A 24,305-nucleotide genomic window follows, 5' to 3' on the forward strand; every position below is an offset into this window, starting at 1 on the left:
GTCCTTCTTCGTCCGCCTACCGCAGGGTTAGACGGGGATTACGGACAGAGGGTTGGGTTTCATCATCGTCTTGTTCTTGAACAGTTGTGTCATCGGTATGCGCTTTCGGGAACTTTCCTGCTAGTTACACGCATCATGGCTGGTAGGAGAGCTGCGGCACCTCGAAACAGTTGTCTCCCATGTCGCCCTGTGTGACCCATCCCTCACCGTCCTTCCAGCGGGCCACCGACACACAGGTCCTACGGCTTCCGGGCGGCTCGGCCCGCTCCTCGTACGTCACCGGCAGCAGCAGTCCACGCGCCGTGTAGGGCGCGCCGCGGTTCATGAAGGAGTCGACACACGCGCGCGTGACGTCACCCCGGCACGACGTCGCCGCGTCCGTGAACCACATGGCGGCGGCCCACCCCTCCAACTGCCACTGGGAGAGCTCCTTGTGGCCCTTCATGGCGTCGCGGAACTCGCGTACGGCGGGTTGGTCCGTGTCCTCGTAGTTGCGGCTCACGCCGGTGGCCCACAGGGCGTTGCGGCAGTGCGGCGCCTTCTTGTAGTCGTCGGCCACGGAGGAGGTCCAGTTCTGGACGTTGGTGACCTTGGCGGTGACCCGTGCGCCCACCTCGTCCATCGCCTCGCACAGCCGGGCGTTGCCGTGGGTGTCCATCGCGTCGAAGACGAGGTCGGCGCCCTGCTCCTTCAGGTCGGCCGCCACCGCGCGGAAGTTGGGCAGCGCGAAGTCGACCTGCTCGGTGACCACCTTGTAGCCCTCGGCCTTCAGGCCCCGGGTGACGAGACGGGCGTACGCGGCGGACGAGGCCTGGTTGTAGGACACGACGGCGGCGGTGCGTGCCCCCTGCTGCCGCTTGAAGTAGCGGTAGACCTCGGTCCCGCCGATCAGCTTGCCGCCCCAGCCGGGCTTCCCCTCCCGCGGGGCGAGGCTGCCGTAGATCCCGTACAGATGCGGATAGGTGTCGTACGCGGACCCGATCGGCTGGCCCCCGATGTCGGGCACGCGTGCGCGCGAGACCCGGGAGGCGCCCGCGTAGTCGAGGGAGCTGGTCGCGACGAGCGCGACGACGCGCTCCTCGTCGACCAGCTTGTGCACGCACGCGTTGTTGCCGACGCCGCTGCCGCCGTCGTCACACGTACGCACCTCGACCTTGCGCCCGTCGATCCCGCCGCGCGCGTTCAGCCTGTCGAAGTACGCCTTGGCCCCGTCCCGGGGCCCGGTGAACGCGGAGCCGCCGACCGGGCTCGTCGCACTGGTGATGATGCCGATCCGGACGGGCGCCCCCGACGGGGCGGGCGCCGTGCCCCTGGACTCGAAGTCGCTCTCGGGCAGCCGGCTGCCGCACCCCGCCACCGCCACGAGCAGCGCGGCTACGGCGAAGGCCTCAACAGCCCGGACCGGGCGACTCATTGCCGCTCAGCTTCACCAGTGCGCAGAGAGTCTTGACGGACACCTTCCAGGTGTCGTCCTGGTTGACGGAGGTGCCCGAGGCGTCGGGCAGCGCGGTGGCACCCTTCAATGTCAGGGCGTACGTCACGTCCGCCTCGGTCGCCGAGCTGAACTCGACCTTGTTGACGTCGGCGCTGACCTGTTGGCCCCGCTCGTCGCCGCTGAAGCTCTTCAGGACGGCGCGCATCTTCGGCCCGTTCTCGAGGACGGCCTCCTTGTCCTTCATGGAAACGGCCGGGTCGAAGAACTTCTCGAAGTTCTCCTTGACCTCTTTCTCGGCCGCCGCCGGATCGGCGGGCGCGTCCTGCGCGGGCGCCTCCGAAGAGGCGTCCTGGCTCGACTTCTCGACGGACGGCTCGGGCGGATCGCTGTCGCCGCCCCCGCCGCTGTCGTCACCGCATGCCACGGCGGCCGGCGCGAGCAGCAGGACCGCGGCTGCCGCGAGTGCCGCGCTCCGTACCCTTCCCCGCCTGCGATCGCTCCCCCGCTTGGGGCTGGTCCAGAAAACCATCTGGCTCACCACCGGGTGTCGGTCCGGGCCCGCCTGGGCCCGGAGCTTTCAGGGTCAGCTTGCAGAAGGCATAGTGCAAGCCATCGGCTGACATGGACAGTCCACCGACGCTATGAACGTGTCCCAGGGGGCGCAGATGCGGACGGCTCAACCGGATCAGACACTCCGTTCGGCCCGGCTGCGTGCCGTGCGCCCCGTCCTCTGGGTGGCCTTCGCCGCACTCGCCGCGGGTGCGGTGCTCTGCGTGATCGGCTGGTACGGCACGTCCGGCGAACGCTTCGCGGAACGGCAACTCCCGTATCTGGCGTCGTGCACCGTGCCCGGCGCGGCGCTGATCGTCGCCGGGGCGGTGCTCTACGCGCACGGCAGAAGCACGTTGGCCACGGCCCGCGTAGAGGAGCTGTACGAGCTCCTGGTGACGGCGGGATCGCCCGCCGACCCGACGGAGCGGGCAGCCACGGTGCCGACCAGCGGCGACCTGCTGATGATCCCCGGCGGCACACTCTGGCACCGGGCGGACTGCCCCCTGGTGGCGGGAAAACCGGAGGCGGTCCCCGCCGACGCCCACATCCTCGCGACCGGCGGCCTGAGCCCCTGCCCCATCTGCGAACCGCAGCCGACCCCCCTCACCCCGGCACCGGAGCGATGACCCGGTGGCCTCCCTGAGCTACGACCTGACGCTGGCCGGGCTCGCGGTCGGCAGCGCGGCGGCACTCACCGGCATCGGCCTGATCGTCACGTACCGCGCTACCGGCGTCCTCAACTTCGCGCACGGCGCGATCGCGATGGTCTGCGCGTACGTCCTGCGCCAGCTGACGGTGGAGTGGAACTGGCCGCTGCCCCTGGCCACGGCGGCCACCCTCCTCCTGATCGCCCCGGCCATCGGCCTGCTCCTGGAGAAGGCGGTCTTCCGCCCCTTGGCGGTCCTGGGCAGCGACCCGGCGCAGACCCTGGTGGCGTCCATCGGCGTGTTCGTCCTCCTGGTCGGCGGCGCCGCGCTGATCTGGGGCCCGGGAGCGAAGGCCGACGCCCCCGTCCTCGTATCGGCGGACCCCTGGGCGCAGTTGGCGGTGACGCTCGCCCTCGCTCTCGCGGTCTGGGCCGTCACCCGCTGGACCCGCTTCGGCAGCGAACTGCGGGCCGTGGTCGACAACCGCCCCCTCGCGGTCCTCAGCGGTATCGACGCGGACCGGGTGGCCTCGGTGGGCTGGGCGTTCGGCGCCTTCACGGCGGGGCTCACCGGCGTACTGCTCGCCCCCTTCGTACGCCTTGACCCGTACGGCATGCCGCTCCTCGTGATGGAGGTGGTGGCGGTGGCCGTGGCGGCCCGGATGCGCAGCCTGTTCGCCGCGGTGACGGTGGCCCTCGGCATCGGCGTGGCGCAGAGCCAGTTGACCCGTCTGCATCCCTCCGGCTGGGCGGAGCCCCTCCTCCAGGCCCTGGGAGCGAACCTCTTCGTGGTGGCTCTCCTCGTCGCGGCGCTCGTGCTACCGGGCGTCGGCTCGCAGAGCACGCTGCCCCGCAGGGTGACGGCACGCTTCCCGTCACCGCCGGGTGCGTGGATAGTGGCGGCGGTCCTCTTCCTCATCCCCTTGGGCTTCGCGGGCTCCGACCTCACCACATCCGTCCAGGTCCCGGCCCTCGCGGTGATCCTCCTCTCCCTGGTGATCGTCACCGGCCGGGGCGGCCAGATCTCCCTGGGCCAGGCGGCGTACGCGGGTCTTGGCGCGCTCTTCACCGCGCTCCTGACGGCGGGGCGCTTCCCCGGCCTGCCCGAACTTCCCCATCTCCCCGCCCTGGCCGTGGCCGTCCTCCTGGTGGCTCCCCTCGGCCTCCTCACCGGCTGGCCCGCGATCAGCCGCCGCGGCCTGGCGCTCGCGCTCGCGACGTTCGCGGTCGGTGTCGGCGTCAGCCGGTTCGTCTTCGCCCAGCCGTACGCCACGTCGGGCCTCGCCCTGGACCGTCCGGCGGGCTTCGACAGCGACCGCGCGTACTACGTCCTCGAACTGGTCCTGCTCGCCGCGGCGTTGCTCTTCGCGTTCAGCATGCGCCGGGGCCGGGTGGGTCGCGCCCTTGCCGCGATGCGGGATCACGAGGCGGGGGCGGCGGCCGCGGGTGTGTCCGTACGCTCCCTGAAGCTCACGGTGTTCGTGGCCGGCGCGGGTCTTGCCGCCCTGGGGGGCGGGATGCTGGGCATGGGCCTACGGGCCTTCGACCCCGCCGCGTACGACCCCGTGCGGGGGCTGCTCTGGTTCGCGGCGGTGGTGGTCCTCGGCGCGGACAGCCTGCTGGGCGCGTTGGTTGCGGCTTCGCTTTTGGTGGGCCTGGACGCGGGGGCGCGGGGCGGGGTGGCGGCGGCCTTGATCGGTGTCCTCGCGGTCCTGCTGGGCCGCGGGCCGGCTGCCGCCGGGGGCCTACGCCGTCCTTCCCTGACGCCGCTGGGCCTCCGGACCCGCAGCGTCCTGACCCCCGGCTCCCCCCGCACCCTCACCACAACGAACACGCTCCCCCGCCCACCCACCCGATCACCCCGCATCCACCCCTGGCCGAACAAGCCCTCCCACCCACCCACCCGATTGCCCCGTGGCGGGTGGGTGGGGCCCGTTTGGTTGCCCAGCAGCGGGAGGGTAGGCCCCGCCTGGCTGTCTCGCTGGCGGGCGGGGTCCGGTCGTTCGTCCCACAGCCAAGGGGGAGGACTCACCTGGCTGCTGCGCTGGCGGGCAGGGACCGAACGTTTGCCCCGCAGCCAAGGGGCAGGGCTCACCGGGCCGCTTCGTCAGCGGGCGGGGACCGAACGCTCGCCCCACAGCCGAGGGGCAGGACTCACCCGGCTACTGCGTCGACGAACGCGGACCGAACACTCGCCCCACAGCCGACGGGCAGGACTCACCCGGCTGCTGCATCGGCGAACGCGGACCGAACGCCCGCCCCACAACCGACGAGCAAGGCTCACCCGGCTGCTGCGTTGGCGGGCGGGGACCGAACACTCGCCCCGCAGCCGAGGGGCAGGACTCACCGGGCCGCTGCGTTGGCGGGCGGGGGCCGAACGCTCGCCCCACAGCCGACGGGCAAGGTTCACCTGGCTGCTGCGTCGGCGAACGCGGACCGGACGCTCTTCCCGCGGCGAAATGGGGGACGGCGTGCAGACGCCGTCGCTGCCTGAGGGGACGTGCCGGTATGTCTGCCCGGAGCACGGTTCGCGGCGCTCCGGAGCCGAAGTAACCCAGCGGCCACCGGACGATAGCGAGGACGGACATACCGGCGCGGCCCCGCCCCCAACAGAACCCCGGCGCAAGACCACGCACCCGCACCTGCCCCCGAACCCTAGCGAGACCGAACCCCAGCACAGCACCACGCACCCGCACCCGTACCCGTACCCGTACCCAGCAGCAACAGAAGTCCCGCCCCCAGACGCACCCCGCCACCAACCCCCGCACCCCCTGACGGCCCACCACATCACCGCCACCTACGACGGCTTCACCGCCCTGGACGACGTGAACCTCTCCGTCCCCCGAGGCACCATCACCGCCGTAGTAGGACCCAACGGCGCAGGCAAAAGCACCCTCTTCCACTGCCTCGCCGGCACCCTCAGGCCCGACAAGGGCCGCATCACCTACGACGGCCACGACATCACCCGCACCCCCGCCCACACCCGAACCCGCCTCGGCGTGGCCCGCACCTTCCAGCAACTGGCTGTGTTCCCGTCACTGACCATCACGGAAAACGTCCAAGTGGGCGCGGAACAAGCCCGCACGAAGCACCCCCAGGACACCACCACCCCAGCCCTCCACCTCCTCGACCTGCACCACACCGCAACCCGCCACCACCCCGCCGCGGACCTCCCCACCGGCACCCTCAGACGCGTGGAACTGGCCCGAGCCCTCGCAGGCCGGCCCCACACCCTCCTCCTGGACGAACCGGCAGCAGGCCTGGACACCGCCGAAGTGGCCGCCCTGGCCCGCGTCCTGCGCGCCTTGGCCGCCGACGGCATGGCTCTCCTCGTGGTCGAGCACGACATCGACCTCATCGCGGACCTGGCCGACACCGTGCACATCATGGCGGCGGGCCGCATCATCACATCGGGCCCACCGACCGAAGTCCTCCACCGGGCGGCCCCATGAGAACCGGCATCGAACTCCACCGGGCCCGGGTCCACTACGGCCCCCTCGAAGCCCTGCACGGCGTGACCCTCGCCGCCCCCTCCCCGGGCCTCACCGTCCTCCTGGGCCGCAACGGCTCGGGCCGCACCACCGCCCTGCGCGCCCTGGCCGGCACAGCCCCCCTCACCACCGGCACCGTCACCTGGGACGGCACGGACGTCACCCGGCTCACCGCTCACGAACGCGCACGGCGGGGCCTGTGCTTCGTACCGGACGGCCAGGCGGTGTTCGGCCACCTCACCGTCGCCGAGAACCTCCGCCTCTGCGCCCCCGCGCCCCACCCCGACACCACCCCGGCCCTGGACGCGTACCCCGAGCTGCGCCCCCTGCTCCCCCGCCCCGCGGGCACCCTCTCCGGCGGCGAACAACGCATGCTCGCCCTCTCCCGCGCCCTCCTGACGGCCGGCCCCGGCCCCGGCCCTCACACCCAGGTGATCCTGATCGACGAACCCACCCAGGGCATGTCCCCGGCGGTCGCGACCCGGACGTACGACCTCCTCATCGCCCTGAGCACACGAAGCCGGCCCACCTGCGTCCTGACCGCGGAACAACGACTGCCGCCCGGCCTGCGCGAACACGCGGGCCGGACGGCAGTGGTGGTGCACGAACTGCGCCGTGGCGCGGTCGTCTTCAGCGGCGAGGCAAGCGAACTCAGCCGACCGGAGCCACAGGCTTAGCCGACTCCCCAGATTCGACCGGCCCAGCCGAGCCCTCGGGCTCCGCGGTCGCAACCGGCTCACCCAGCTCACCCGGCTTCTCCGACGCACCAGGTTCCGCCGAAGCACTCGGCTTCGACGAAGCGCTCGGCTTCGACGACTCACCAGGCTCAGCAGACTCCGGCGACGGCGACGGCTCCGGCGTCACCGGCGGCTTCGACGACTCCGGCGACGGCGACGGATTCGGCTGCTTCGACGGATTCGGCTGCTTCGACGGATTCGACGGCTTCGACGGCTTCTTCCCCTCCGCCGCCCCCGACCCCTTCGCCCCCTTCTTCGGGATGACCAGCTCCGTGCCGATGGCCAGCCGGTCGGGTTTGCCCCCGACCTCCTTGCGATTGGCCTGATACAGGGCTTTCCAGCCGCCCTTGACGTCGTAGCGGCGGGCGATGGAGCTCAGCGTCTCCCCCGCCTTGACGACATGCACGATCCCCCAGTTCCCCCAGCCCTCGCGGACCTCCTTGGGGATCTTCTTGGAGCACACGGGCCAGGCCTTCCAGCCCTGGACCCGCAGCACTTTCTCGGCAACCTTGATCTGCTCCGCCTTGGTGGCGAGATCGGCGCGCGGCGCGTACTTGAGCCCGCCGAACTCCTCCCAGGTGGACTGCTTGAACTGCAGGCCCCCGTAGAAGCCGTTCCCCGTGTTCGCGTTCCACCGGCTCGTGCTCTCGCACTTGGCGAGGCAGCTCCACGCCCCCTCGGTCCTGGAGCAGTCGTACGCCCCGGAGACGGATCCGGGCAGGGGCCGCGGTGGGGCCGGAGCGGCGTTCGCGGATACCGGCAGCAGCAGCGAGGAGACAGCGGCGACGACCAGACCAGCGGGCCACAGCGACCGAAGACTCTTGATCGGCATCGGATACATCCGGCCACGCTAGGCAGCCCGGTCGCGGCACGGAGCCGTGCCGCGCCGCCACGGGCGCGGCCCCACCCGGTCGGACGACCGAGCGGGACCGCGCCCCTGATGCCGCGGCGCTCAGAGATCGAGGCGCTGCCCGGGGAGGATCACGTTGGCATCCCCGCCGATGACCGCCTTGTTGGCGGAGTACACCTTCCGCCAGCTGACGCCGTGCGCGGCGGCGATCCGGCTGAGGGTGTCCCCCTGCCGAACGGTGTAGTCACCGCGCCCCGAGCTCCGGTCGGCATGACCCGGCGCCTGCTTCCGCGGCTCGGCGACGGGCTGCCGCCCAGCCGCCTTGGGAGCCTTGGCCGCCTTGGGTGCCTCGGCAGCCTTGGGAGCCGCCGGAGCCGCTGCCGCCCCCGGCGCGCCGCCGGATGCGCCTGCCCGCGCCGAGCAGGAGGGCCAAGCGCCCCACCCCTGGGCGCGCTGGACCTTCGTGGCGACAGCGATCTGCTGCGCCTTGGACGCCTTGTCGGCGGTCGCCGCGTAAGCGCCTCCGCCGTACGCGCTCCAGGTGGACGCGGAGAACTGGAGTCCTCCGTAGTAGCCGTTCCCGGTGTTGATGCTCCAGTTTCCGCCGCTCTCGCACTGAGCGATGCGATCCCACACTCCGCTGTCCGCCGCTCCGGCCTGGCCGGTGGCGGTGAGCAGTCCCAGCGGGGCGAGCAACGCCGCCCCGCCGATCACTGCCGTCCTGCGAACGCGCTTGGGATGTGCGGACATGTAGATCCCTCTCGAAGGACCCGGGCTCCCCCAGGTGACCCGGACCTCCTCGCGCATCTGACGCCGGAGGCCCGCTCACCCCGTCCGCCGGAGTTCGGCACGTTCGTGCCGTGGTGCTTGAGCTGGCTGCCTGGTGCGGCCGGCGGACGTACCCGAGCGGTGCTCGCTGCACACGGCGGTGGAATCTAGGTGCCTGCTCGCCCCGAGAACAACCAACTCCTTGTCATTCCAGGCTAGTTGGGCGTTACCCGAAGTAGCAGCGAATTCAGGCCAGCCACTTAATTCACTGATTTCATGATTTGTCGACCTGTCGTCACGACGATCTGTGACTCACCTCACCGGCCCAACTTGCCTATACCCAGAAGACATTGGCGCGGAGTGACGGGTTCCGTCGGGCAACTCACCCTCCGCTGTGGATGGTTCGATTCCGTTCGCCTTCGCGCGTGACTTGCGCCACTGATCGCCCGTTGTCTCCTTATGAGCCGGGCACCCCCGGTCCGCACGCAACGATTCCGAGGAGCCCCCCGTGCCGCGCATGCTCGACGTCGGCGACGACGTACGCGCCGAGATCGGCGACGAAGAAGCCGACCGGCTGCTCGCCGGAGACAACGCCCCGGGCAGTTACGACTGCACGTCCTGCCGAACCCCGGGCGACACGGAGCAGGAACGCACCAGCACGGTCCTGTTCATCGGCGACGAGACCGCCGTGCTCGCCTTCGCCCACGCCACCTGCCTGCCCTCCCAGATCGTCCAGGTCTCCGAGGAGCAGCTCCAGGGTGCCGTGCGCTCCATCACCGGTGAGGAGGGCACCGGCCTCGCCGGTGTCGCGGGACCCGGCCCCGGCGAAGGAGTGCCCGACCAGGCGGTCCTCGGCGTGACCAGCGGTCTCGTACTCATCGAGGGTGAGCTGCGGCCCGCCCTCGTCGTCGAGCCGACCGGCGCCATCGCGCGCCCGGGTTCCGCTCCCGGCGGCGGCGACGACTTCCTGCAGCTCCTGGTCGAGCAGGGCTTCACACCCGCGGCCTCGCTCGACACCGTGCCCCCCGTGCTGCACGGCTGGTCGGTGCTGCTCGCCGCGGGCCAGCTGCACGCCGTGCTCCAGCCCGGCGCGGGCGGCGGCGCCCCCGTCGCCTGGTGGCAGGCGCACCACCCGCTCCAGGTCACCGAGGCCTGGCGGTCCGCGGCGAACAAGCTCCAGATGGTGCTCCTGTTCGCGGGCCCGGTCGGCTCCATCGGCCGCCAGCCCCGCGAGGACCTGCTGCGCGACGCCCTGGACAAGGCGGCGACGCACGGCCGGCTCGTCGCGGCATCAATGCCGCTCGCGGGCACCTGAGCCCCGTGCGGGGGCCGCGCCGCCGCCCCGCTCCGCGGCACGACTGCGCCGGTCACGCTCCCGGCGCCCCGTGAAAGCGGCGCGGCCCCCGCATCCGTAGGAGCACGGGGTCGTTGGCACATACGTGCACACATACGACCCCTCCCGCCCCCGGCCGGCCTACCAGACCCCCATCCCCTCCATGCGTTCACCGCAGGACACGGGGGGCGACCACTCGGCCACACCGATCTACGACGCGCTCTACTCGGAGTACCGCAGGTCGTTCAAGGCCCTTCCGGGAGACCGGACCGGCGAGGAGGATCTGGGGTTCATGTCGTTCGGCAGCTCGCCCTACGGCATGCACCGTGTCGGTGACCGGCACGACCCCCGGCACAACACCTTCGGCCAGCTGCACGTCACCCGCTACGGCCACGAGCAGCACGGCACGGTGCACCAGCAGTTCCCCGCGGCACTTCCGCCGGGGCCGCGCAGGGGGCTCTGAGCCAACACCCGCGCCACCGGCGCCCCACGCCGATGGGCCGGGCCCCGCCTTCTCCTCGAAGGCGGGGCCCGGCCCATCGGTCCCTCCGTGCCTACTTCTTGCGGCCGCGCTTCTCGCGCACCCGCACCGAGATGTGGATCGGCGTGCCCTCGAAGCCGAACTCCTCACGGAGCCTGCGCTCCACGAAGCGGCGGTAGCCGTGCTCGATGAAGCCGGAGGAGAACAGCACGAACCGCGGCGGCTTCGTGCCCGCCTGCGTGCCGAAGAGGATGCGGGGCTGCTTGCCACCGCGGATCGGGTGCGGGTGGGAGGCCACGAGCTCACCGAGGAAGGCGTTCAGGCGGCCCGTCGGGACGCGCGTCTCCCAGCCCGCGAGTGCCGTCTCGATCGCCGGGACGAGCTTCTCCATGTGGCGGCCGGTCTCGGCGGAGACGTTGACGCGGGGGGCCCACGCGACCTGGAGGAGCTCGGTCTCGATCTCCCGCTCCAGGTAGTAACGGCGCTCCTCGTCGAGGGCGTCCCACTTGTTGTACGCGACGACGATGGCGCGGCCCGCCTCGACGGCCATCGTCACGATGCGCTGGTCCTGGACGCTGATCGACTCGCTGGCGTCGATCAGGATGACCGCGACCTCCGCCTTCTCGACGGCGGCGGCCGTGCGCAGCGACGCGTAGTAGTCGGCGCCCTGCTGGAGGTGGACGCGCTTGCGGATGCCCGCGGTGTCCACGAACTTCCAGACGACGCCGCCGAGTTCGATGAGTTCGTCGACCGGGTCACGGGTGGTGCCCGCGATCTCGTTGACGACCACACGGTTCTCGTTCGCCACCTTGTTGAGCAGCGAGGACTTGCCGACGTTCGGCCGGCCGATGAGCGCGATGCGCCGCGGGCCGCCGATGGCGGTGCCGAAGGACTGCTCGGGCGCCTCGGGCAGCGCTTCGAGCACGGCGTCCAGCATGTCGCCGGTGCCGCGGCCGTGCAGTGCGGAGACGGGGTACGGCTCGCCGAGGCCGAGCGCCCACAGGGCGGTGGCGTCGGCCTCGCCGGAAGGGCCGTCGACCTTGTTGGCGCACAGGACGACGGGCTTGCCGGACTTGCGCAGGAGGCGTACGACGGCTTCGTCCGTGTCGGTGGCGCCGGTCGTGGCGTCCACGACGAAGACGACCGCGTCGGCGGCCTCGATCGCGTACTCCGCCTGGGCGGCCACGGACGCGTCGATACCGAGGACGTCCTGCTCCCAGCCGCCGGTGTCGACGAGCTTGAAGCGGCGGCCCGCCCACTCGGCCTCGTACGTCACGCGGTCGCGGGTCACGCCGGGGCGGTCCTCGACGACGGCCTCGCGGCGGCCGATGATGCGGTTGACGAGGGTCGACTTGCCGACATTCGGGCGGCCGATCACCGCGAGGGCGGGCAGCGGGCCGTGGCCCGCCGCGTCGATCGCACCCTCGACGTCCTCGGGATCAAAGCCTTCCTCCGCGGCGAGCTCCATGAACTCCGCGTACTCGGCGTCGCCAAGCGCCCCGTGCTCGTGTTCAGCCGAGCCTTCGGGCTGGATCTGGTCGTTCATGAAGTCCGTACCTCTGTCGTATTCGTGATCGGTGGCCCGCCTCGGAGGCGCCCACTACTGAAAGTCTCGCTCAGCGCCCGGTCAGGCGCCTGGCGTCCGCCAGGTGCGCGGTGAGCCGCTCCTGGATGCGCACGGTCGCCTCGTCAAGCGCCTTGCGCGTACGCCGACCGCTGTCGTCGCCCGCTTCGAAGGGGTCGCCGAAGACGACGTCGACCCTGCTGCGCAGCGGGGGCAGCCCCTTCAACAACCGTCCGCGCTTCTCCGTGCTTCCCAGAACAGCGACCGGGACGATCGGCGCCCCGCTCCGTACGGCGAAGTACGCGAGGCCGGCGCGCAGCGATGCGAAGTCTCCCTCGCCCCGGGTGCCCTCGGGGAAGATCCCGAGGACGCCGCCATGGTCGAGTACGCCGAGCGCCCGGGTGATCGCCGTGCGGTCGGCGATCTCACGGTCCACCTTCACCTGCCCGATGCCGAGCAGGAAGCGGTCCAGGGGGCCGATGAACGCTTCCTTCTTGATGAGGAAGTGCGTCGGCCTGGGGGCCGTGCCCATCACCATCGGGCCGTCGACGTTGTGGGAGTGGTTCACGGCCAGGATCACCGGGCCGCTCACGGGAACCTTCCAGGCGCCGAGGACGCGGGGCTTCCACAGGCCGTACATGAGGCCGACGCCGATGCGGCGGCCGACCTCCGCACCCCGTTCCGACGGCGCCGCGGTCACTTCGCCGCCCGCTTCTCCTCGACGAGGGTGACGACGCACTCGATGACCTGCTGCAGCGTGAGCTCGGTGGTGTCCACCTCGACGGCGTTGCCGGCCTTGGCCAGCGGGGACGTCTTGCGGCTCGAGTCGGCGGCGTCCCGCTTGATGAGCGCCTCACGCGTGGCGGCGACGTCGGCGCCCTTGAGCTCGCCGCTGCGGCGGGCGGCGCGGGCCTCGGGCGAGGCCGTGAGGAAGATCTTCAGGTCGGCGTCGGGCAGGACGGTCGTGCCGATGTCACGCCCCTCGACGACGATGCCCTTCTCGGCGGAGGCGGCGATGGTGCGCTGCAGCTCCGTGATGCGGGCGCGCACCTCGGGGACGGCGCTGACGGCGCTGACCTTCGAGGTGACCTCGGTGGTGCGGATCGGCCCCGCGACGTCCGTGCCGTCGACCGTGATGGTCGGGGCGAGCGGGTCGGTGCCGGAGATGATCTCGGGCTTGCCCGCGACCGCGGCGATGGCGGTCGGGTCCGTCAGCTCGATGCCGTTGTGCACCATCCACCAGGTGATCGCGCGGTACTGGGCACCGGTGTCCAGGTAGCTGAGGCCGAGCTGGGCGGCGACGGCCTTGGAGGTGCTCGACTTGCCCGTGCCGGAGGGCCCGTCGATGGCGACGATCACTGCTGCGGGCGCCGGACCGGCGGTTTCCACGGTTTCCACGGGGTGCGAAACCTCTCTCAGGACGCGGGGGCGGGGTAGCGGGGCGCGGACACGCCCCGCACAAGGTTACTGGCTCCCGCGCACACCTCTTACTGCCGGATGCCCCGGGCCTTCACTGCCGGATCGCCCAGCCCCGCTCCCGCAGCGCGGCGCTGAGCACCGGGACCGCCTTGGGCTCCACGACGAGCTGCACGAGGCCCGCCTGCTGCCCTGTCGCGTGCTCGATACGGACGTCCTCGATGTTCACCCCGGCCCGGTCGGCGTCGGCGAAGATCTTGGCCAGCTGCCCCGGCTGGTCGTCGATGAGCACCGCGACGACCTCGTACGCCGTCGGGGCGGACCCGTGCTTGCCCGGCACCCGGATCTGCCCGGCGTTCCCGCGCCGCAGCACGCTCTCGACGCCCGAGGCGCCCTCGCGCCGCTTCGCGTCGTCCGCCGACTGCAGCGCGCGCAGCGCCGTCACCGTCTCGTCGAGATCGGTGGCGACGGCGGACAGCAGGTCGGCGACGGGCCCGGGGTTGGCGGACAGGATGTCGATCCACATCCGCGGGTCCGACGCGGCGATGCGCGTGACGTCACGGATGCCCTGTCCGCACAGGCGCACCGCCGTCTCCTCCGCGTTCTCCAGGCGGGCGGCGACCATGCTGGAGACCAGGTGCGGCATGTGCGAGACGAGCGCGACCGCACGGTCGTGCGCGTCGGCGTCCATGACGACCGGCACCGCGCGGCACAGGGCGACCAGCTCAAGGGCGAGGTTGAGGACCTCGGTGTCGGTGTCGCGGGTCGGCGTCAGGACCCAGGGCCGTCCCTCGAAGAGGTCGGCGGTGGCGGCAAGCGGGCCGCTGCGCTCGCGCCCGGACATGGGGTGCGTGCCGATGTACGGGGTGAGGTCGATGCCGAGGGCTTCGAGCTCCCGGCGCGGGCCGCCCTTGACGCTCGCCACGTCGAGGTAGCCGCGGGCCACGTCGCGCCGCATGACGTCGGCGAGGGTCGCCGCGACGTGCGCGGGCGGCACGGCGACGACGCACAGGTCGACCCGGCCCTCGGGGGCTTCGTCCGTGCCCGCGCCGAGCGCGGCGGCCGTGCGGGCCTGCCCGGGGTCGTGGTCGGCGAGGTGCACGGTCACGCCGCGCGATGCGAGGGCCAGGGCGGCGGAGGTGCCGATCAGGCCGGTGCCGATGACGAGGGCGGTTCTCACTGGGCGATGTCCTTGCGCAGGGTGGCCGCGGCGCCGAGGTAGACGTGGGTGATCTCGGCGCGGGGCTTGGGGGAGTCGATGTGCGCGAGGACGCGGACGACCCGCGGCATGGCTCCCTCGATCTCCAGCTCCTGCGCGCAGATCAGCGGGACGTCCACGATGCCGAGCCTGCGCGCGGCCGCCGCGGGGAAGTCGCTGTGCAGGTCGGGCGTCGCGGTGAACCAGATGCTGATCAGGTCCTCCTGAGTCAGCGCGTTCCGTTCAAGGATGGCGGTGAGCAGCTCGCTGACCTGCTCGTCCATGTGGTCGGCCGCGTCCCGCTCCAACTGGACGGCGCCCCGGACCGCTCGTACCGCCACAGTGCTGCTCCTCGCTCGCGTACGTACGACTGATGTACCGACAAGGGTAGTCAGGGCCCGGGGGACGAGTGCGCGGCGCCCGCCTGCCGAGACGGACGCCGCGTGCCTCAGGGTGCCTCACCGGGGTGGGGAGCACCGTGGGGTCAGAGCTTCTGCTCCTTGATGATGTCCTCCAGGGAGCCCGTCGGTACCTGCCCCTGCGGGGTCAGTTTGTCGACGGCCTGGGGCAGCTGCTGGGCGATCTGGTCGGCGGCCTCGTCGCGGCTGACGCCCGCGTCGGTGGCGACCTTGTCCAGGGTCTCGTCGGGGACGGACTGCTTGACCTGGTCCGGGCTCAGCGGCTGGTTGTCGCCCTTGCCGACCCAGGAGTCCAGCTGGTCCTGGCTGACCAGGCCCGAGTTCTTGATCATGTCGAGGATGCCGCCCAGCGGGTTGCCTCCCGCGGAACCGCCCTGCCCGCCGCCACTGCTGGCTGCACCGCCTGCGCCACCGGCGCCGCCGCCCAGCAGGCCGCCGAGCAGCGAGCCGAGGACGTTGCCGCCTCCGGAGCCGCCTTGACCGCCCTGACCGCCGCCGAGGAGACCGCCGAGAAGGCTTCCCAGATCGTTACCCGCCATGGTCGCGCCTTTCGAGTGAGTGGCCGGGTCGGCGCCTCGGAGGGGCGCGGACCTCAGACCATGACAATGTCGCCCGAATCGCCCTCTGTCGCCACTTGGGCCGATTGGTGGGCGTTCACCTATGGACGCCGGGGGCGCGGGTCCGCTTGCATGGAGGGGCCGGCAAGGCCCACGCCTCGGGGGAGGCCGTTCAACTGCGCCTGCCACGGCAGCAAGTACCGCGTGGCGGACGCCTCGGTCGCGGACGGCCCGGCACCGCGCCCACTCGCCCCGCGGAACATCCAGGTCACCGGAAATTCGATCACGCGCGGCTAGCCCCCGGCCGTACGCTCCCGGCATGCACCGCCCCACGGACGGCAGCGACACCGACCGCAGGGGCATCTTCCTGGCCCCCACCCCGCTCTTCTGGCACTTTGAGAAGCCGCCCACGCACGTGGAAGGACCGGCGGACGAGCAGTTCAGCTGGGAGGTGGAACGCTTCTGCGAGCTGGCCTTGCGCGAGGCCTTCCTCTCCCGCCGGGCCCACACCACGTTCGTCGGCTACGCGCTCGGCCAGCACAAGAGGCTGGAGGCGGACGTACGCCTGCACGGCGCCCCCCGCTGGAAGCACGCCATGCACCTCCTGCGCCTCCTGACGAGCTGCCGCGACCTCCTGCGCACCGGCGAGCTCACGCTCGATGTCGGCGACCAGCGCGAGCCGTTGCTCGCGGTCAAGCGCGGCGAGGTGTCCTGGCGGGAGGTCGAGTCCTGGATGCGCCGCCTGGCGGCGGAGGCCGAAGAGGCGGCACCACGCACCCCGCTCCCCGCCGAACCGGACCAGGACCGCGTGGCGGACTTCCTGTTCCGCGTACGGCGGGCGTCGGCAGTCGCGGCCTAGGCGTCCCCGTCCCAGAGCGCCCCCAGCTCCAGCAACTCCCCCCGGTACTCGATCCGCTCGGCCCACTCGGCGGGCCACGCGTCCGCGCCCAGGTGGGCACCCGCGAAGGCGCCGGCCAGGCAGGCGATGGAGTCGGAGTCACCGGAGGTACAGGCGGCCCTGCGCAGGGCGGTGAGGGGTTCGTCCACGAACTGCAGGAAGCACAGCAGCCCCGTGGCGAGCGCCTCTTCGGCGATCCAGCCCGCGCCGGTGGCCAGGCAGGGGTCCGTCTCCGGGTTGGTGTCCCGCAGCGCGGCCTCCAGGCGTTCGAGGACGGCGAGGCATTCGTCCCAACCACGGGCGATGAACATCCCCGGCGTCGGGTCGTCACCCCGCGTCCACAGCTCGCCGAGCCAACGCCCGTGGTACGTCTCCCGGTTCTCGTAGGCGTAGGAACGCAGCAGCCCGACCAGTCCCGTCGGCTCGGCGCCCTCCGCGAGCAGCCGTACGGCGTGCGCCGTGAGGTCCGACGCGGCGAGCGCCGTGGGGTGGCCGTGGGTGAGCGCGGACTGCAACTGGGCCGCGCCCGCCCGCTGCTCGTCGCTCAGAGCCGGGACGAGCCCGATCGGCGCGACGCGCATGTTGGCGCCGCAGCCCTTGGAGTGCAGCTGGCTCGCCTCCTCCCACGGCTTACCGCTCTTCAGCAGGTAACAGGCCTCGAGGCACGTGTTCCCCGGCGCGCGGTTGTTCTCCGGTGACTGGTACCAGTCCACGAACTCCTCGCGTACCGGCCGTTCCAGCCGCTTGGGGCCGAGCAGTCCTCGGTCCATGGCGGTACGCAGGCCGCGGCCGAGCGCCAGCGTCATCTGCGTGTCATCCGTGACGATCGCGGGCCGGGGAAGCCCCATCTCCCGCCAGGGCCCGCACTTGGCGAGGATCGACGGCACGTCGTTGAACTCGGTCGGGAAGCCGAGCGCGTCCCCCAGGGCGAGGCCTATGAGGGATCCGGTGGCGGCACGCTTCATGAGGGCTTTCCTTCCGAGGGAACGGTCGAGGGACGGAGCAGGGGCGGATGCAGGGCGGTGGCCGGGCCCGCCCGGTAGAGGGCCGCCGGTTTGCCCCGCCCGCCCGTCAGGCGCGCGGCACCGGGGATCGCCTCGACGAAGCCGGACGTGCCGAGCACCTTGCGGCGGAAGTTGGCCGGGTCGAGCTCGGCGCCCCACACCGTCTCGTAGACCTGCCGCAGCTCGCCGAGCGTGAACTCGGGTGGACAGAAGGCGGTGGCGAGGCCGGTGTACTCGAACTTCGCGCAGACACGGTCATGGGCGTCGGCCAGGATCCGGTCGTGGTCGAAGGCGAGCGGCCCCTGAGTGCCGTGGGGCAGCCACTCGGCGCGGGCCGCGTCACTGCCGGCGCGGACCGCGGGCGGATCGGGGACGAGGGCCGCGAAGGCGACCGAGACGACGCGCATCCGCGGGTCGCGGTCCGGTTCGCTGTAGGTGCGCAGCTGTTCCAGGTGGAGTCCGGCGCTGCCGGTGAGGCCGGTCTCCTCGGCGAGCTCGCGTCCCGCCGCGGTCTCCGCGGACTCGTCCGGCAGCACGAATCCGCCGGGCAGCGCCCAGCGTCCGGCGTACGGCTCCTGGCCGCGCTCCACGAGCAGTGCGTGCAGGCGGCCCGCGCGGACGGTGAAGACGGCGAGGTCGACGGTGACGGCGAACGGTTCGAAGGCGTACTTGTCGTAGCCCTGCATGACCCCCCACCCCTCCCTTAATGGTCAGTACGACTATAAAGGGAGGAGGGTCGGACCGGCAATACGCAAAAGGCGGCCGGTCCCTGCTTCCGCAGGGACCGGCCGCCTCAGCTGACCTCAGGGGTTGGCCTAGAGGTCGACCTCCTGCATCAGCATGCCGACCTCGGTGTTGGACAGCCTGCGCAGCCACCCCGACTTCTGGTCGCCGAGCGTGATCGGCCCGAAGGACGTCCGCACCAGCTTGTCGACCGGGAAGCCGGCCTCCGCGAGCATGCGGCGCACGATGTGCTTGCGGCCCTCGTGCAGCGTCACCTCGACCAGGTAGTTCTTGCCGGTCTGCTCGACGACGCGGAAGTGGTCGGCGCGGGCGTACCCGTCCTCCAGCTCGATGCCGTCCTTGAGCCGCTTGCCCAGGTCACGCGGGATCGGGCCCACGATGTGCGCGAGGTAGACCTTCTTCACGCCGTACTTCGGGTGCGTGAGGCGGTGGGCCAGCTCACCGTGGTTGGTGAGCAGGATGACGCCCTCGGTCTCGGTGTCGAGTCGCCCGACGTGGAACAACCGCGCCTCGCGGTTGTTCGTGTAGTCGCCCAGGCACTGCCGCCCCTCGGTGTCCTCCATGGTGGAGACGACACCGGCGGGCTTGTTCAGCGAGAAGAACTGGTACGACTGGGTCGCGACCGTCAGGCCGTCGACCTTGATCTCGTCCCGCTCCGGCTGGACCCGCAGGCCCTGCTCCATCACGATCTCGCCGTTGACCTCGACACGGGCCTGCTCGACGAGCTCCTCGCAGGCACGGCGCGAGCCGTAGCCGGCGCGGGCGAGGATCTTCTGCAGCCGCTCGCCCTCCTGCTCGGCGCCCGGGAAGGTCTTGGGCGGGCTCGCCTTCGGCTTGCCCGCGTACCGCTCGCGGTTGCGCTCTTCCTGCCGTGCGTCGTACTCACGGGACGTGGCGGGAGCTCCCGCTCCGCGCCGCGTGCCCCGGTCGGAGCCCTGAGGCGCCCTGGGGCCGCCCTTGGCGCCACCACGAGCAGCCGCGCCGCGACCCTTCCTGGAGGCGTCGCCGCCCACGTCGTAGCGACGCTCCTCGGGACGAGGCTTGCTCTCGCGCTTGGGTGCCTGGTCGTCGCGCGCGCCACCGGCGCCGCGACCCTGCCGGTCGGGGCTGTTACCGGAACCCCGGTAATCGCGGCCGCCACCGCCACCGCTGCCCCGGCCACCGCCGGTCGGGCGGCCGCCGCCGCTCCCGCGACCGCCGCCGCTGGGGCGTCCACCGCTGCTGCCACGGCTGCCGCTGTTGCCACCACGGCTCCCGCCGTTGTTTCCGCTGCTGTTCCTGCCGTTGCTGCTTCGCATCAAATTTCCGTTAGTCGTCCGTGCCCTTGGCGTACTCGTCACCCGGCGCATCAGGCGCGTCCGGGTCGAACGACGGAACACCCTCCAGCGTCTCGGCCTCGATCGCCTCCGCCTCGGGGAGGAAGGGCGCGAGCTCCGGGAGCTCGTCAAGGCCACGCAGGCCCATCCGCTCCAGAAAGTAGTTCGTCGTCCTGTACAGGATCGCACCTGTTTCGGGTTCCGCGCCCGCCTCCTCCACCAGACCCCGCTGGAGAAGCGTCCGCATCACGCCGTCACAGTTCACTCCGCGCACCGCGGAGACCCGGGAACGGCTGACCGGCTGGCGGTACGCGACGACCGCGAGGGTCTCCAGGGCCGCCTGGGTGAGCCTCGCCTGCTGCCCGTCGAGCACGAAACGCTCCACGGCTGCGGCGTACTCGGGCCGGGTGTAGAACCGCCAGCCGCCCGCCACGAGCCGCAGCTCGAAGCCACGCTTCTGCACGGTGTACTCGTCGGCCAGCTCGCGCACCGCGTCGGCGACCTGCCGCCGTGGCCGGTCGAGGATCTTGGCGAGGTGTTCCTCGGTGGCCGGTTCGTCGACGACCATGAGGACGGCCTCCAGGGCGGGCCGCAGCTCCAGATCGGCGAGGGCGCCCGCCAGATCGCCCGCGGGGCTCGTCGTGCTGTCGGGGCTCATGTGGCCGTCTCCTCACTCGTCTCACCCGTCACCTCGGGCGCGCGGTCGAACTCGTCGGTCACCGTCGGCTCCCCGTCACCGTCCCCGCCGGTCCACCGCACCATCAGCTCGCCCAGGGCGGTCTCCTGGTCCAGCTCCACGGCCTTCTCGCGGTACAGCTCCAGGAGCGCCAGGAAACGGGCCACGACGGTGAGGGTGTCCCCCGCGTCCTCGACGAGCGCCTGGAAGCTGGCCTGGCCCCGCTCCCGCAGCAGGGCCACGACAAGACCCGCCTGCTCCTGCACGGAGACCAGCGGGGCATGGATGTGGTCGACGTACACCTGGGGCTTCGCCCGGGGCTGCATCGCCTTCACGGCGAGCCGGGCGAAGCCCTCGGCGCCGATGCTGATGACGACCTCGGGGAGCAGCTCCGCGTGGTGGGCCTCCAGGCCGACGGTCCGCGGGTAGCGCCGCGCCTCCTCGTCGAGCCGCTCGCTGAAGATGTCGGCGATCCGCTTGTACGCGCGGTACTGCAGCAGCCGCGCGAAGAGCAGGTCCCGCGCTTCGAGCAGCGCGAGATCCGCCTCGTCCTCGACCTCGGCGGTCGGCAGCAGACGGGCCGCCTTGAGGTCGAGCAGGGTGGCGGCGACCACGAGGAACTCGGTGGTCTGATCCAGGTCCCAGTCGGGGCCCATGGCACGGATGTACGCCATGAACTCATCGGTCACCGTGGACAGCGCGACCTCGGTGACGTCCATCTTGTGCTTCGAGATGAGCTGGAGCAGCAGATCGAAGGGACCCTCGAAGTTGGCGAGCCGGACCTTGAACCGCCCGTCGTCGGGCTCGGGAGGCGCTTCCGGTTCCGGCTCGGGGGCCGACCGAGGCTCCGGTTCGGGCTCCGCGGGAGCCGCCCCTGGGCCCCGCCCCAGGGCGCGGCGAGGGGCAGGCGGTGCGGAGTCGTCAGTCGTGGCCATCAGGCGGGAACGCTACCGCTACCGCCCGCGAAGCCGTCGTACGAGAATGCTCGCGTCCCCGCGCGACTCGAGATCCGCGAGGACGACGGCCACCGCCTCGCGGACGATGCGCCCGCGGTCGACCGCGAGCCCGTGCTCGCCCCGCAGCACCAGACGCGCGTGCTCCAGGTCCATCAGTTCCTCGGCGGACACGTACACGGTGATCTTCTCGTCGTGCCGCTCGCGTCCGCTCGGCCGCCGGTTGGCAGCCCGCGCACGTCGCCGCGCCTGTGCCGTGGAGGAGGAGTTCGCGGACCGGCCGCCGCCACTCTGTGCGGCGGCGTCCTCCTGCCCCTGGACGGAACGGCGCCCGTCCTTCTCGGCATCGGCGCCGGCCGACCGGCTGCGGGACTCCCCCGACTCCGCGTCGGCGGTGCCGTGTTCGGCGCCGCCGCCGTCTCCCGACGGAGCGGTGCCATGTGCGTCACCGGCGGCGGTCTCGTCGCTCTCGCCCGCGGGCGCGGGCACCCGCGGCTCGCCGTTCGCCTGGCGTCGCGGGGACGACGACGTCAGCGCCATCCCCCCGGTCGTACGGAACAGTTCGTCGGCCCCCGGCAGACTCACTCGGCGTGACACCGGGCGAGCACCTCCCTGGCGAGCTGGCGATAAGCGGCCGCGCCGACCGAGTTCGATGCGTACGTCGTGATCGGCTCACCGGCGACCGTGGTCTCCGGGAAGCGGACCGTGCGTCCGATCACCGTGTGGTACACGTGATCGTCGAAGGCCTCGACCACCCGCGCGAGCACCTCACGGCTGTGCACCGTGCGGGAGTCGTACATGGTGGCCAGGATGCCGTCGAGCTCCAGGTCGGGGTTGAGCCGTTCCTGGACCTTCTCGATGGTCTCCGTGAGCAGGGCCACACCGCGCAGCGCGAAGAACTCGCACTCGAGCGGCACGATCACCTTGTGAGCCGCCGTCAGGGCGTTCACGGTGAGCAGGCCGAGCGAGGGCTGGCAGTCGATGACGATGTAGTCGTAGTCCTGCATCAGCGGCTTCAACGCCCGCTGCAGCGTGGACTCGCGCGCGACCTCGCTCACCAACTGCACTTCGGCGGCGGACAGGTCGATGTTGCTGGGCAGCAGGTCCATGTTCGGGACCGCCGTCTTCAGCAGCACCTCGTCGGCCGACATGCCCCGCTCCATGAGCAGGTTGTAGACCGTCAGGTCCAGCTCCATCGGGTTCACCCCGAGGCCCACCGAGAGGGCGCCCTGCGGGTCGAAGTCGACCAGCAGGACCCGGCGTCCGTACTCCGCGAGCGCGGCACCCAGGTTGATGGTCGACGTCGTCTTGCCCACGCCGCCCTTCTGGTTGCACATCGCGATGATCTTCGCGGGACCGTGGTCGGTCAGCGGACCCGGAATCGGGAAGTACGGCAGCGGGCGTCCGGTGGGACCGATGCGCTCACGGCGCTGACGGGCCGCGTCCGGGGCCAGCGTGGCCGCGTACTCGGGATCGGGCTCGTACTCGGCGTCAGGGTCGTAGAAGTGCCCCTGGGGCAGTTCCTCGTAGTCGGCGAGTTGGGTGTGGGTGGTGTTCTCGCCACTCCGGTCGCCGGCCATGGCGTTCACGTGATGGCCATCCATGCTCTGGGTTGCAGACGATGTCGACTGGGTCGTCCCCGTCGGCTGTACCTGCTGGGGGTTCTGGCGGGCTGCGAAGGTGCGGACAGCGACGGAGCCGACAGCCTCGAGCCCCACGGGTCCTTGGCCCCGCTCAGAGGTTCCTGGTTGACCACCCCCGGGAGCAAATGTCGACTCATTCACAAGTCGTCTTACCTCCTTGGTGACCAGGAAATTTCTCGATAGGTCAGCGTGGCACCATGCCGACGGTTGGCGACTCTATGGCGTGTCACCGGTCCGCAGCAACACAATCCGCCGGACCCGGCCCGATGTGTCGGCAATCGAACGCCCCCATGTCAAGGGCGCGCGGGGTGCCGTTGGCACATTTCCGGGGTGTGCGAATCGGTTAAAGGGTTACGTTCAAGGCGAGTTGACCATGTCCACGGACATACGCATACGGCCGGACCCCTCTCAAGGTCCGGCCGTGGGCGTGAGATTGACGACTTTCGTTGACGAAAGCGGTCAGGTTCAGCCGAGGAGCGTCTCCAGCTCGACGTGCTCGAGGCCGTGCGACTCGGCGACCTCCTTGTAAACGACCTTGCCGTCATGGGTGTTGAGGCCCAGGGCGAGCGCCTTGTCGCGGCGCAGCGCGTCGGCCCAGCCGCGGTTCGCCAGCTCGACGATGTACGGCATCGTCGCGTTGGTCAGCGCGTACGTCGACGTGTTGGGCACCGCGCCGGGCATGTTGGCGACGCAGTAGAACACCGAGTTGTGGATCGGGAAGGTCGGCTCGGCGTGCGTCGTCGGGTGCGAGTCCTCGAAGCAACCGCCCTGGTCGATCGCGATGTCGACAAGGACACTTCCCGGCTTCATGCGCGACACGAGCTCGTTGGTGACGAGCTTCGGTGCCTTGGCGCCCGGGATGAGAACGGCACCGATGACGAGGTCGGCGTCGAGGCAGGCCTTCTCGAGCTCGAAGGCGTTGGAGATGACGGTCTGGATCTTCGTGCCGAAGATCTTGTCCGCCTCCTTGAGCTTGTTGATGTCCTTGTCGAGCAGGGTCACGTGGAAGCCCATGCCGATGGCGATCTGCGCGGCGTTCCAGCCGGAGACGCCACCGCCGATGACGACGGCCTTGCCGGCCGCGACACCCGGGACACCGCCGGGCAGGACACCGCGGCCGCCCTGGGCGGCCATCAGGTGGTAGGCGCCGACCTGCGGGGCGAGACGGCCCGCGACCTCGGACATCGGGGCGAGCAGCGGGAGCGCGCGGTTGGCGGTCTCGACGGTCTCGTACGCGATGGCCGTCGTGCCGGACTCCAGGAGCGCGTCCGTGCACTCCTTGGAGGCGGCCAGGTGCAGGTAGGTGAAGAGGGTCTGGTCCTTGCGGAGGCGGTGGTACTCCTCCGCGATGGGCTCCTTGACCTTCAGGAGGAGGTCGGCGGTGGCCCAGACCTCGTCGGCGGTGTCCAGGATGACCGCGCCCGCGGAGACGTACTCCGCGTCCGTGATCGAGGAGCCGACACCGGCGTTCCGCTCGATGACGACCTGGTGGCCGTGGCGCACCAGCTCGTGCACACCGGCGGGGGTGATGGCCACCCGGAACTCGTTGTTCTTGACCTCGCGGGGGATGCCGACCTTCACGTCGATCACGGTCCTCTTGGCTCAGGGGTTCTTCGGGCAATGC

Annotated in this window: 24 protein-coding genes; 6 read left to right on the forward strand and 18 right to left on the reverse strand. The window is 71.4% G+C overall.

Going from position 1 to position 24,305, the window contains the following annotated elements; all coding sequences use genetic code 11:
• Window positions 1-133: 133 nt before the first annotated feature.
• On the reverse strand, window positions 134-1,414 hold the full coding sequence (locus ACIBCK_RS20905; protein WP_399392203.1) for an ABC transporter substrate-binding protein: 1,281 nt from the start codon (window positions 1,412-1,414) through the stop codon (window positions 134-136).
• On the reverse strand, window positions 1,389-1,964 hold the full coding sequence (locus tag ACIBCK_RS20910; RefSeq protein WP_399392205.1) for a hypothetical protein: 576 nt from the start codon (window positions 1,962-1,964) through the stop codon (window positions 1,389-1,391). Before ACIBCK_RS20910 ends, ACIBCK_RS20905 begins: the two co-directional genes overlap by 26 nt.
• A gap of 112 nt (window positions 1,965-2,076) precedes the next feature.
• On the opposite strand from ACIBCK_RS20910, the gene ACIBCK_RS20915 reads away from it, so the two are divergent.
• Genes ACIBCK_RS20915 through ACIBCK_RS20925 form a run of 3 tightly spaced genes read left to right on the forward strand, consistent with a single transcriptional unit; the run spans window position 2,077 to window position 6,801 of the window.
• Entirely contained in the window at window positions 2,077-2,613 is a 537-nt protein-coding gene (locus ACIBCK_RS20915) for a hypothetical protein (RefSeq protein ID WP_399392207.1), read from the forward strand.
• Window positions 2,614-2,617: 4 nt separating this feature from the next.
• Entirely contained in the window at window positions 2,618-6,085 is a 3,468-nt protein-coding gene (locus tag ACIBCK_RS20920; RefSeq protein WP_399392208.1) for an ATP-binding cassette domain-containing protein, read from the forward strand.
• Complete coding sequence (locus tag ACIBCK_RS20925) at window positions 6,082-6,801, forward strand: ATP-binding cassette domain-containing protein (protein ID WP_399392210.1); 720 nt, start codon at window positions 6,082-6,084, stop codon at window positions 6,799-6,801. The genes ACIBCK_RS20920 and ACIBCK_RS20925 overlap by 4 nt, the downstream gene beginning before the upstream one ends.
• On the opposite strand, the gene ACIBCK_RS20930 is transcribed toward ACIBCK_RS20925, so the two are convergent.
• On the reverse strand, window positions 6,776-7,693 hold the full coding sequence (locus tag ACIBCK_RS20930) for a transglycosylase family protein (RefSeq protein ID WP_399392211.1): 918 nt from the start codon (window positions 7,691-7,693) through the stop codon (window positions 6,776-6,778). The genes ACIBCK_RS20925 and ACIBCK_RS20930 overlap by 26 nt on opposite strands.
• 120 nt (window positions 7,694-7,813) lie before the next feature.
• On the reverse strand, window positions 7,814-8,461 hold the full coding sequence (locus ACIBCK_RS20935; protein WP_399392213.1) for a transglycosylase family protein: 648 nt from the start codon (window positions 8,459-8,461) through the stop codon (window positions 7,814-7,816).
• A 526-nt stretch (window positions 8,462-8,987) separates the two neighbouring features.
• On the opposite strand from ACIBCK_RS20935, the gene ACIBCK_RS20940 reads away from it, so the two are divergent.
• Both ACIBCK_RS20940 and ACIBCK_RS20945 read left to right on the forward strand, forming a co-directional pair.
• Window positions 8,988-9,794, forward strand: a complete 807-nt coding sequence (locus tag ACIBCK_RS20940; protein WP_399392214.1) for a hypothetical protein — start codon at window positions 8,988-8,990, stop codon at window positions 9,792-9,794.
• A gap of 181 nt (window positions 9,795-9,975) precedes the next feature.
• The gene (locus ACIBCK_RS20945) at window positions 9,976-10,275 is read left to right on the forward strand and encodes a hypothetical protein (protein WP_399392216.1); all 300 of its coding nucleotides are present in this window, start codon (window positions 9,976-9,978) and stop codon (window positions 10,273-10,275) included.
• 91 nt (window positions 10,276-10,366) lie between these two features.
• Here the strand turns inward: ACIBCK_RS20945 and der are convergent, their stop codons facing one another.
• From der to ACIBCK_RS20975, 6 genes are all read right to left on the reverse strand, one after another.
• Window positions 10,367-11,839: a ribosome biogenesis GTPase Der gene (der, locus tag ACIBCK_RS20950; protein ID WP_399392217.1), complete on the reverse strand. Its 1,473-nt coding sequence runs from the start codon at window positions 11,837-11,839 to the stop codon at window positions 10,367-10,369.
• Window positions 11,840-11,909: 70 nt separating this feature from the next.
• On the reverse strand, window positions 11,910-12,596 hold the full coding sequence (locus tag ACIBCK_RS20955) for a lysophospholipid acyltransferase family protein (protein WP_399392219.1): 687 nt from the start codon (window positions 12,594-12,596) through the stop codon (window positions 11,910-11,912).
• On the reverse strand, window positions 12,554-13,255 hold the full coding sequence (gene cmk / locus ACIBCK_RS20960) for a (d)CMP kinase (protein ID WP_399392221.1): 702 nt from the start codon (window positions 13,253-13,255) through the stop codon (window positions 12,554-12,556). Before cmk ends, ACIBCK_RS20955 begins: the two co-directional genes overlap by 43 nt.
• A 112-nt stretch (window positions 13,256-13,367) precedes the next feature.
• Window positions 13,368-14,453: a prephenate dehydrogenase gene (locus ACIBCK_RS20965; RefSeq protein ID WP_399392223.1), complete on the reverse strand. Its 1,086-nt coding sequence runs from the start codon at window positions 14,451-14,453 to the stop codon at window positions 13,368-13,370.
• Window positions 14,450-14,812, reverse strand: coding sequence for a chorismate mutase (aroH, locus tag ACIBCK_RS20970; RefSeq protein ID WP_367040418.1), 363 nt, complete (start codon window positions 14,810-14,812; stop codon window positions 14,450-14,452). Before aroH ends, ACIBCK_RS20965 begins: the two co-directional genes overlap by 4 nt.
• Window positions 14,813-14,955: 143 nt before the next feature.
• Window positions 14,956-15,429 (reverse strand): YidB family protein, encoded by a 474-nt coding sequence (locus ACIBCK_RS20975; RefSeq protein WP_399392225.1) that lies wholly within the window; start codon window positions 15,427-15,429, stop codon window positions 14,956-14,958.
• A gap of 337 nt (window positions 15,430-15,766) precedes the next feature.
• On the opposite strand from ACIBCK_RS20975, the gene ACIBCK_RS20980 reads away from it, so the two are divergent.
• Window positions 15,767-16,306, forward strand: a complete 540-nt coding sequence (locus ACIBCK_RS20980) for a DNA polymerase beta superfamily protein (RefSeq protein WP_399392227.1) — start codon at window positions 15,767-15,769, stop codon at window positions 16,304-16,306.
• Here ACIBCK_RS20980 and ACIBCK_RS20985 read toward each other — a convergent pair.
• The 8 genes from ACIBCK_RS20985 to ald form a co-directional block, all read right to left on the reverse strand.
• Window positions 16,303-17,310: an ADP-ribosylglycohydrolase family protein gene (locus ACIBCK_RS20985; RefSeq protein ID WP_399392229.1), complete on the reverse strand. Its 1,008-nt coding sequence runs from the start codon at window positions 17,308-17,310 to the stop codon at window positions 16,303-16,305. The two genes, ACIBCK_RS20980 and ACIBCK_RS20985, sit on opposite strands and share 4 nt — an antisense overlap.
• Window positions 17,307-18,035 carry an NUDIX hydrolase gene (locus tag ACIBCK_RS20990; RefSeq protein WP_399392231.1) on the reverse strand — a complete coding sequence of 243 codons (729 nt, stop codon included), beginning with the start codon at window positions 18,033-18,035 and terminating at the stop codon, window positions 17,307-17,309. Before ACIBCK_RS20990 ends, ACIBCK_RS20985 begins: the two co-directional genes overlap by 4 nt.
• A 129-nt stretch (window positions 18,036-18,164) precedes the next feature.
• On the reverse strand, window positions 18,165-19,391 hold the full coding sequence (locus ACIBCK_RS20995; protein WP_399392232.1) for a pseudouridine synthase: 1,227 nt from the start codon (window positions 19,389-19,391) through the stop codon (window positions 18,165-18,167).
• A gap of 10 nt (window positions 19,392-19,401) precedes the next feature.
• On the reverse strand, window positions 19,402-20,067 hold the full coding sequence (gene scpB / locus ACIBCK_RS21000; RefSeq protein ID WP_399392234.1) for an SMC-Scp complex subunit ScpB: 666 nt from the start codon (window positions 20,065-20,067) through the stop codon (window positions 19,402-19,404).
• Window positions 20,064-21,020 carry a segregation and condensation protein A gene (locus ACIBCK_RS21005; RefSeq protein WP_399392236.1) on the reverse strand — a complete coding sequence of 319 codons (957 nt, stop codon included), beginning with the start codon at window positions 21,018-21,020 and terminating at the stop codon, window positions 20,064-20,066. The genes scpB and ACIBCK_RS21005 overlap by 4 nt, the downstream gene beginning before the upstream one ends.
• An 18-nt stretch (window positions 21,021-21,038) precedes the next feature.
• A complete protein-coding gene (locus tag ACIBCK_RS21010) occupies window positions 21,039-21,635 on the reverse strand; it encodes a hypothetical protein (protein ID WP_399392238.1) in 597 nt (198 codons plus the stop codon).
• Window positions 21,620-22,822 (reverse strand): ParA family protein, encoded by a 1,203-nt coding sequence (locus ACIBCK_RS21015; RefSeq protein WP_399392240.1) that lies wholly within the window; start codon window positions 22,820-22,822, stop codon window positions 21,620-21,622. Before ACIBCK_RS21015 ends, ACIBCK_RS21010 begins: the two co-directional genes overlap by 16 nt.
• 324 nt (window positions 22,823-23,146) lie before the next feature.
• The gene (gene ald / locus ACIBCK_RS21020) at window positions 23,147-24,262 is read right to left on the reverse strand and encodes an alanine dehydrogenase (protein WP_399392320.1); all 1,116 of its coding nucleotides are present in this window, start codon (window positions 24,260-24,262) and stop codon (window positions 23,147-23,149) included.
• Window positions 24,263-24,305: the final 43 nt, after the last annotated feature.

It is taken from the genome of Streptomyces sp. NPDC051218, assembly GCF_044455475.1.
Lineage (GTDB): Bacteria > Actinomycetota > Actinomycetes > Streptomycetales > Streptomycetaceae > Streptomyces.

Excerpts from the sequence above, each read along its gene's own strand:
- ACIBCK_RS20905 (WP_399392203.1), bottom strand. The coding sequence starts at position 1,414 with ATGAGTCGCCCGGTCCGGGCTGTTGAGGCCTTCGCCGTAGCCGCGCTG.
- ACIBCK_RS20910 (WP_399392205.1), bottom strand. The coding sequence starts at position 1,964 with ATGGTTTTCTGGACCAGCCCCAAGCGGGGGAGCGATCGCAGGCGGGGA.
- ACIBCK_RS20915 (WP_399392207.1), top strand. The coding sequence starts at position 2,077 with ATGAACGTGTCCCAGGGGGCGCAGATGCGGACGGCTCAACCGGATCAG.
- ACIBCK_RS20925 (WP_399392210.1), top strand. The coding sequence starts at position 6,082 with ATGAGAACCGGCATCGAACTCCACCGGGCCCGGGTCCACTACGGCCCC.
- ACIBCK_RS20930 (WP_399392211.1), bottom strand. The coding sequence starts at position 7,693 with ATGCCGATCAAGAGTCTTCGGTCGCTGTGGCCCGCTGGTCTGGTCGTC.
- ACIBCK_RS20935 (WP_399392213.1), bottom strand. The coding sequence starts at position 8,461 with ATGTCCGCACATCCCAAGCGCGTTCGCAGGACGGCAGTGATCGGCGGG.
- ACIBCK_RS20945 (WP_399392216.1), top strand. The coding sequence starts at position 9,976 with ATGCGTTCACCGCAGGACACGGGGGGCGACCACTCGGCCACACCGATC.
- der (WP_399392217.1), bottom strand. The coding sequence starts at position 11,839 with ATGAACGACCAGATCCAGCCCGAAGGCTCGGCTGAACACGAGCACGGG.
- ACIBCK_RS20975 (WP_399392225.1), bottom strand. The coding sequence starts at position 15,429 with ATGGCGGGTAACGATCTGGGAAGCCTTCTCGGCGGTCTCCTCGGCGGC.
- ACIBCK_RS20980 (WP_399392227.1), top strand. The coding sequence starts at position 15,767 with ATGCACCGCCCCACGGACGGCAGCGACACCGACCGCAGGGGCATCTTC.
- ACIBCK_RS20985 (WP_399392229.1), bottom strand. The coding sequence starts at position 17,310 with ATGAAGCGTGCCGCCACCGGATCCCTCATAGGCCTCGCCCTGGGGGAC.
- ACIBCK_RS20990 (WP_399392231.1), bottom strand. The coding sequence starts at position 18,035 with ATGCAGGGCTACGACAAGTACGCCTTCGAACCGTTCGCCGTCACCGTC.
- ACIBCK_RS20995 (WP_399392232.1), bottom strand. The coding sequence starts at position 19,391 with ATGCGAAGCAGCAACGGCAGGAACAGCAGCGGAAACAACGGCGGGAGC.
- scpB (WP_399392234.1), bottom strand. The coding sequence starts at position 20,067 with ATGAGCCCCGACAGCACGACGAGCCCCGCGGGCGATCTGGCGGGCGCC.
- ACIBCK_RS21005 (WP_399392236.1), bottom strand. The coding sequence starts at position 21,020 with ATGGCCACGACTGACGACTCCGCACCGCCTGCCCCTCGCCGCGCCCTG.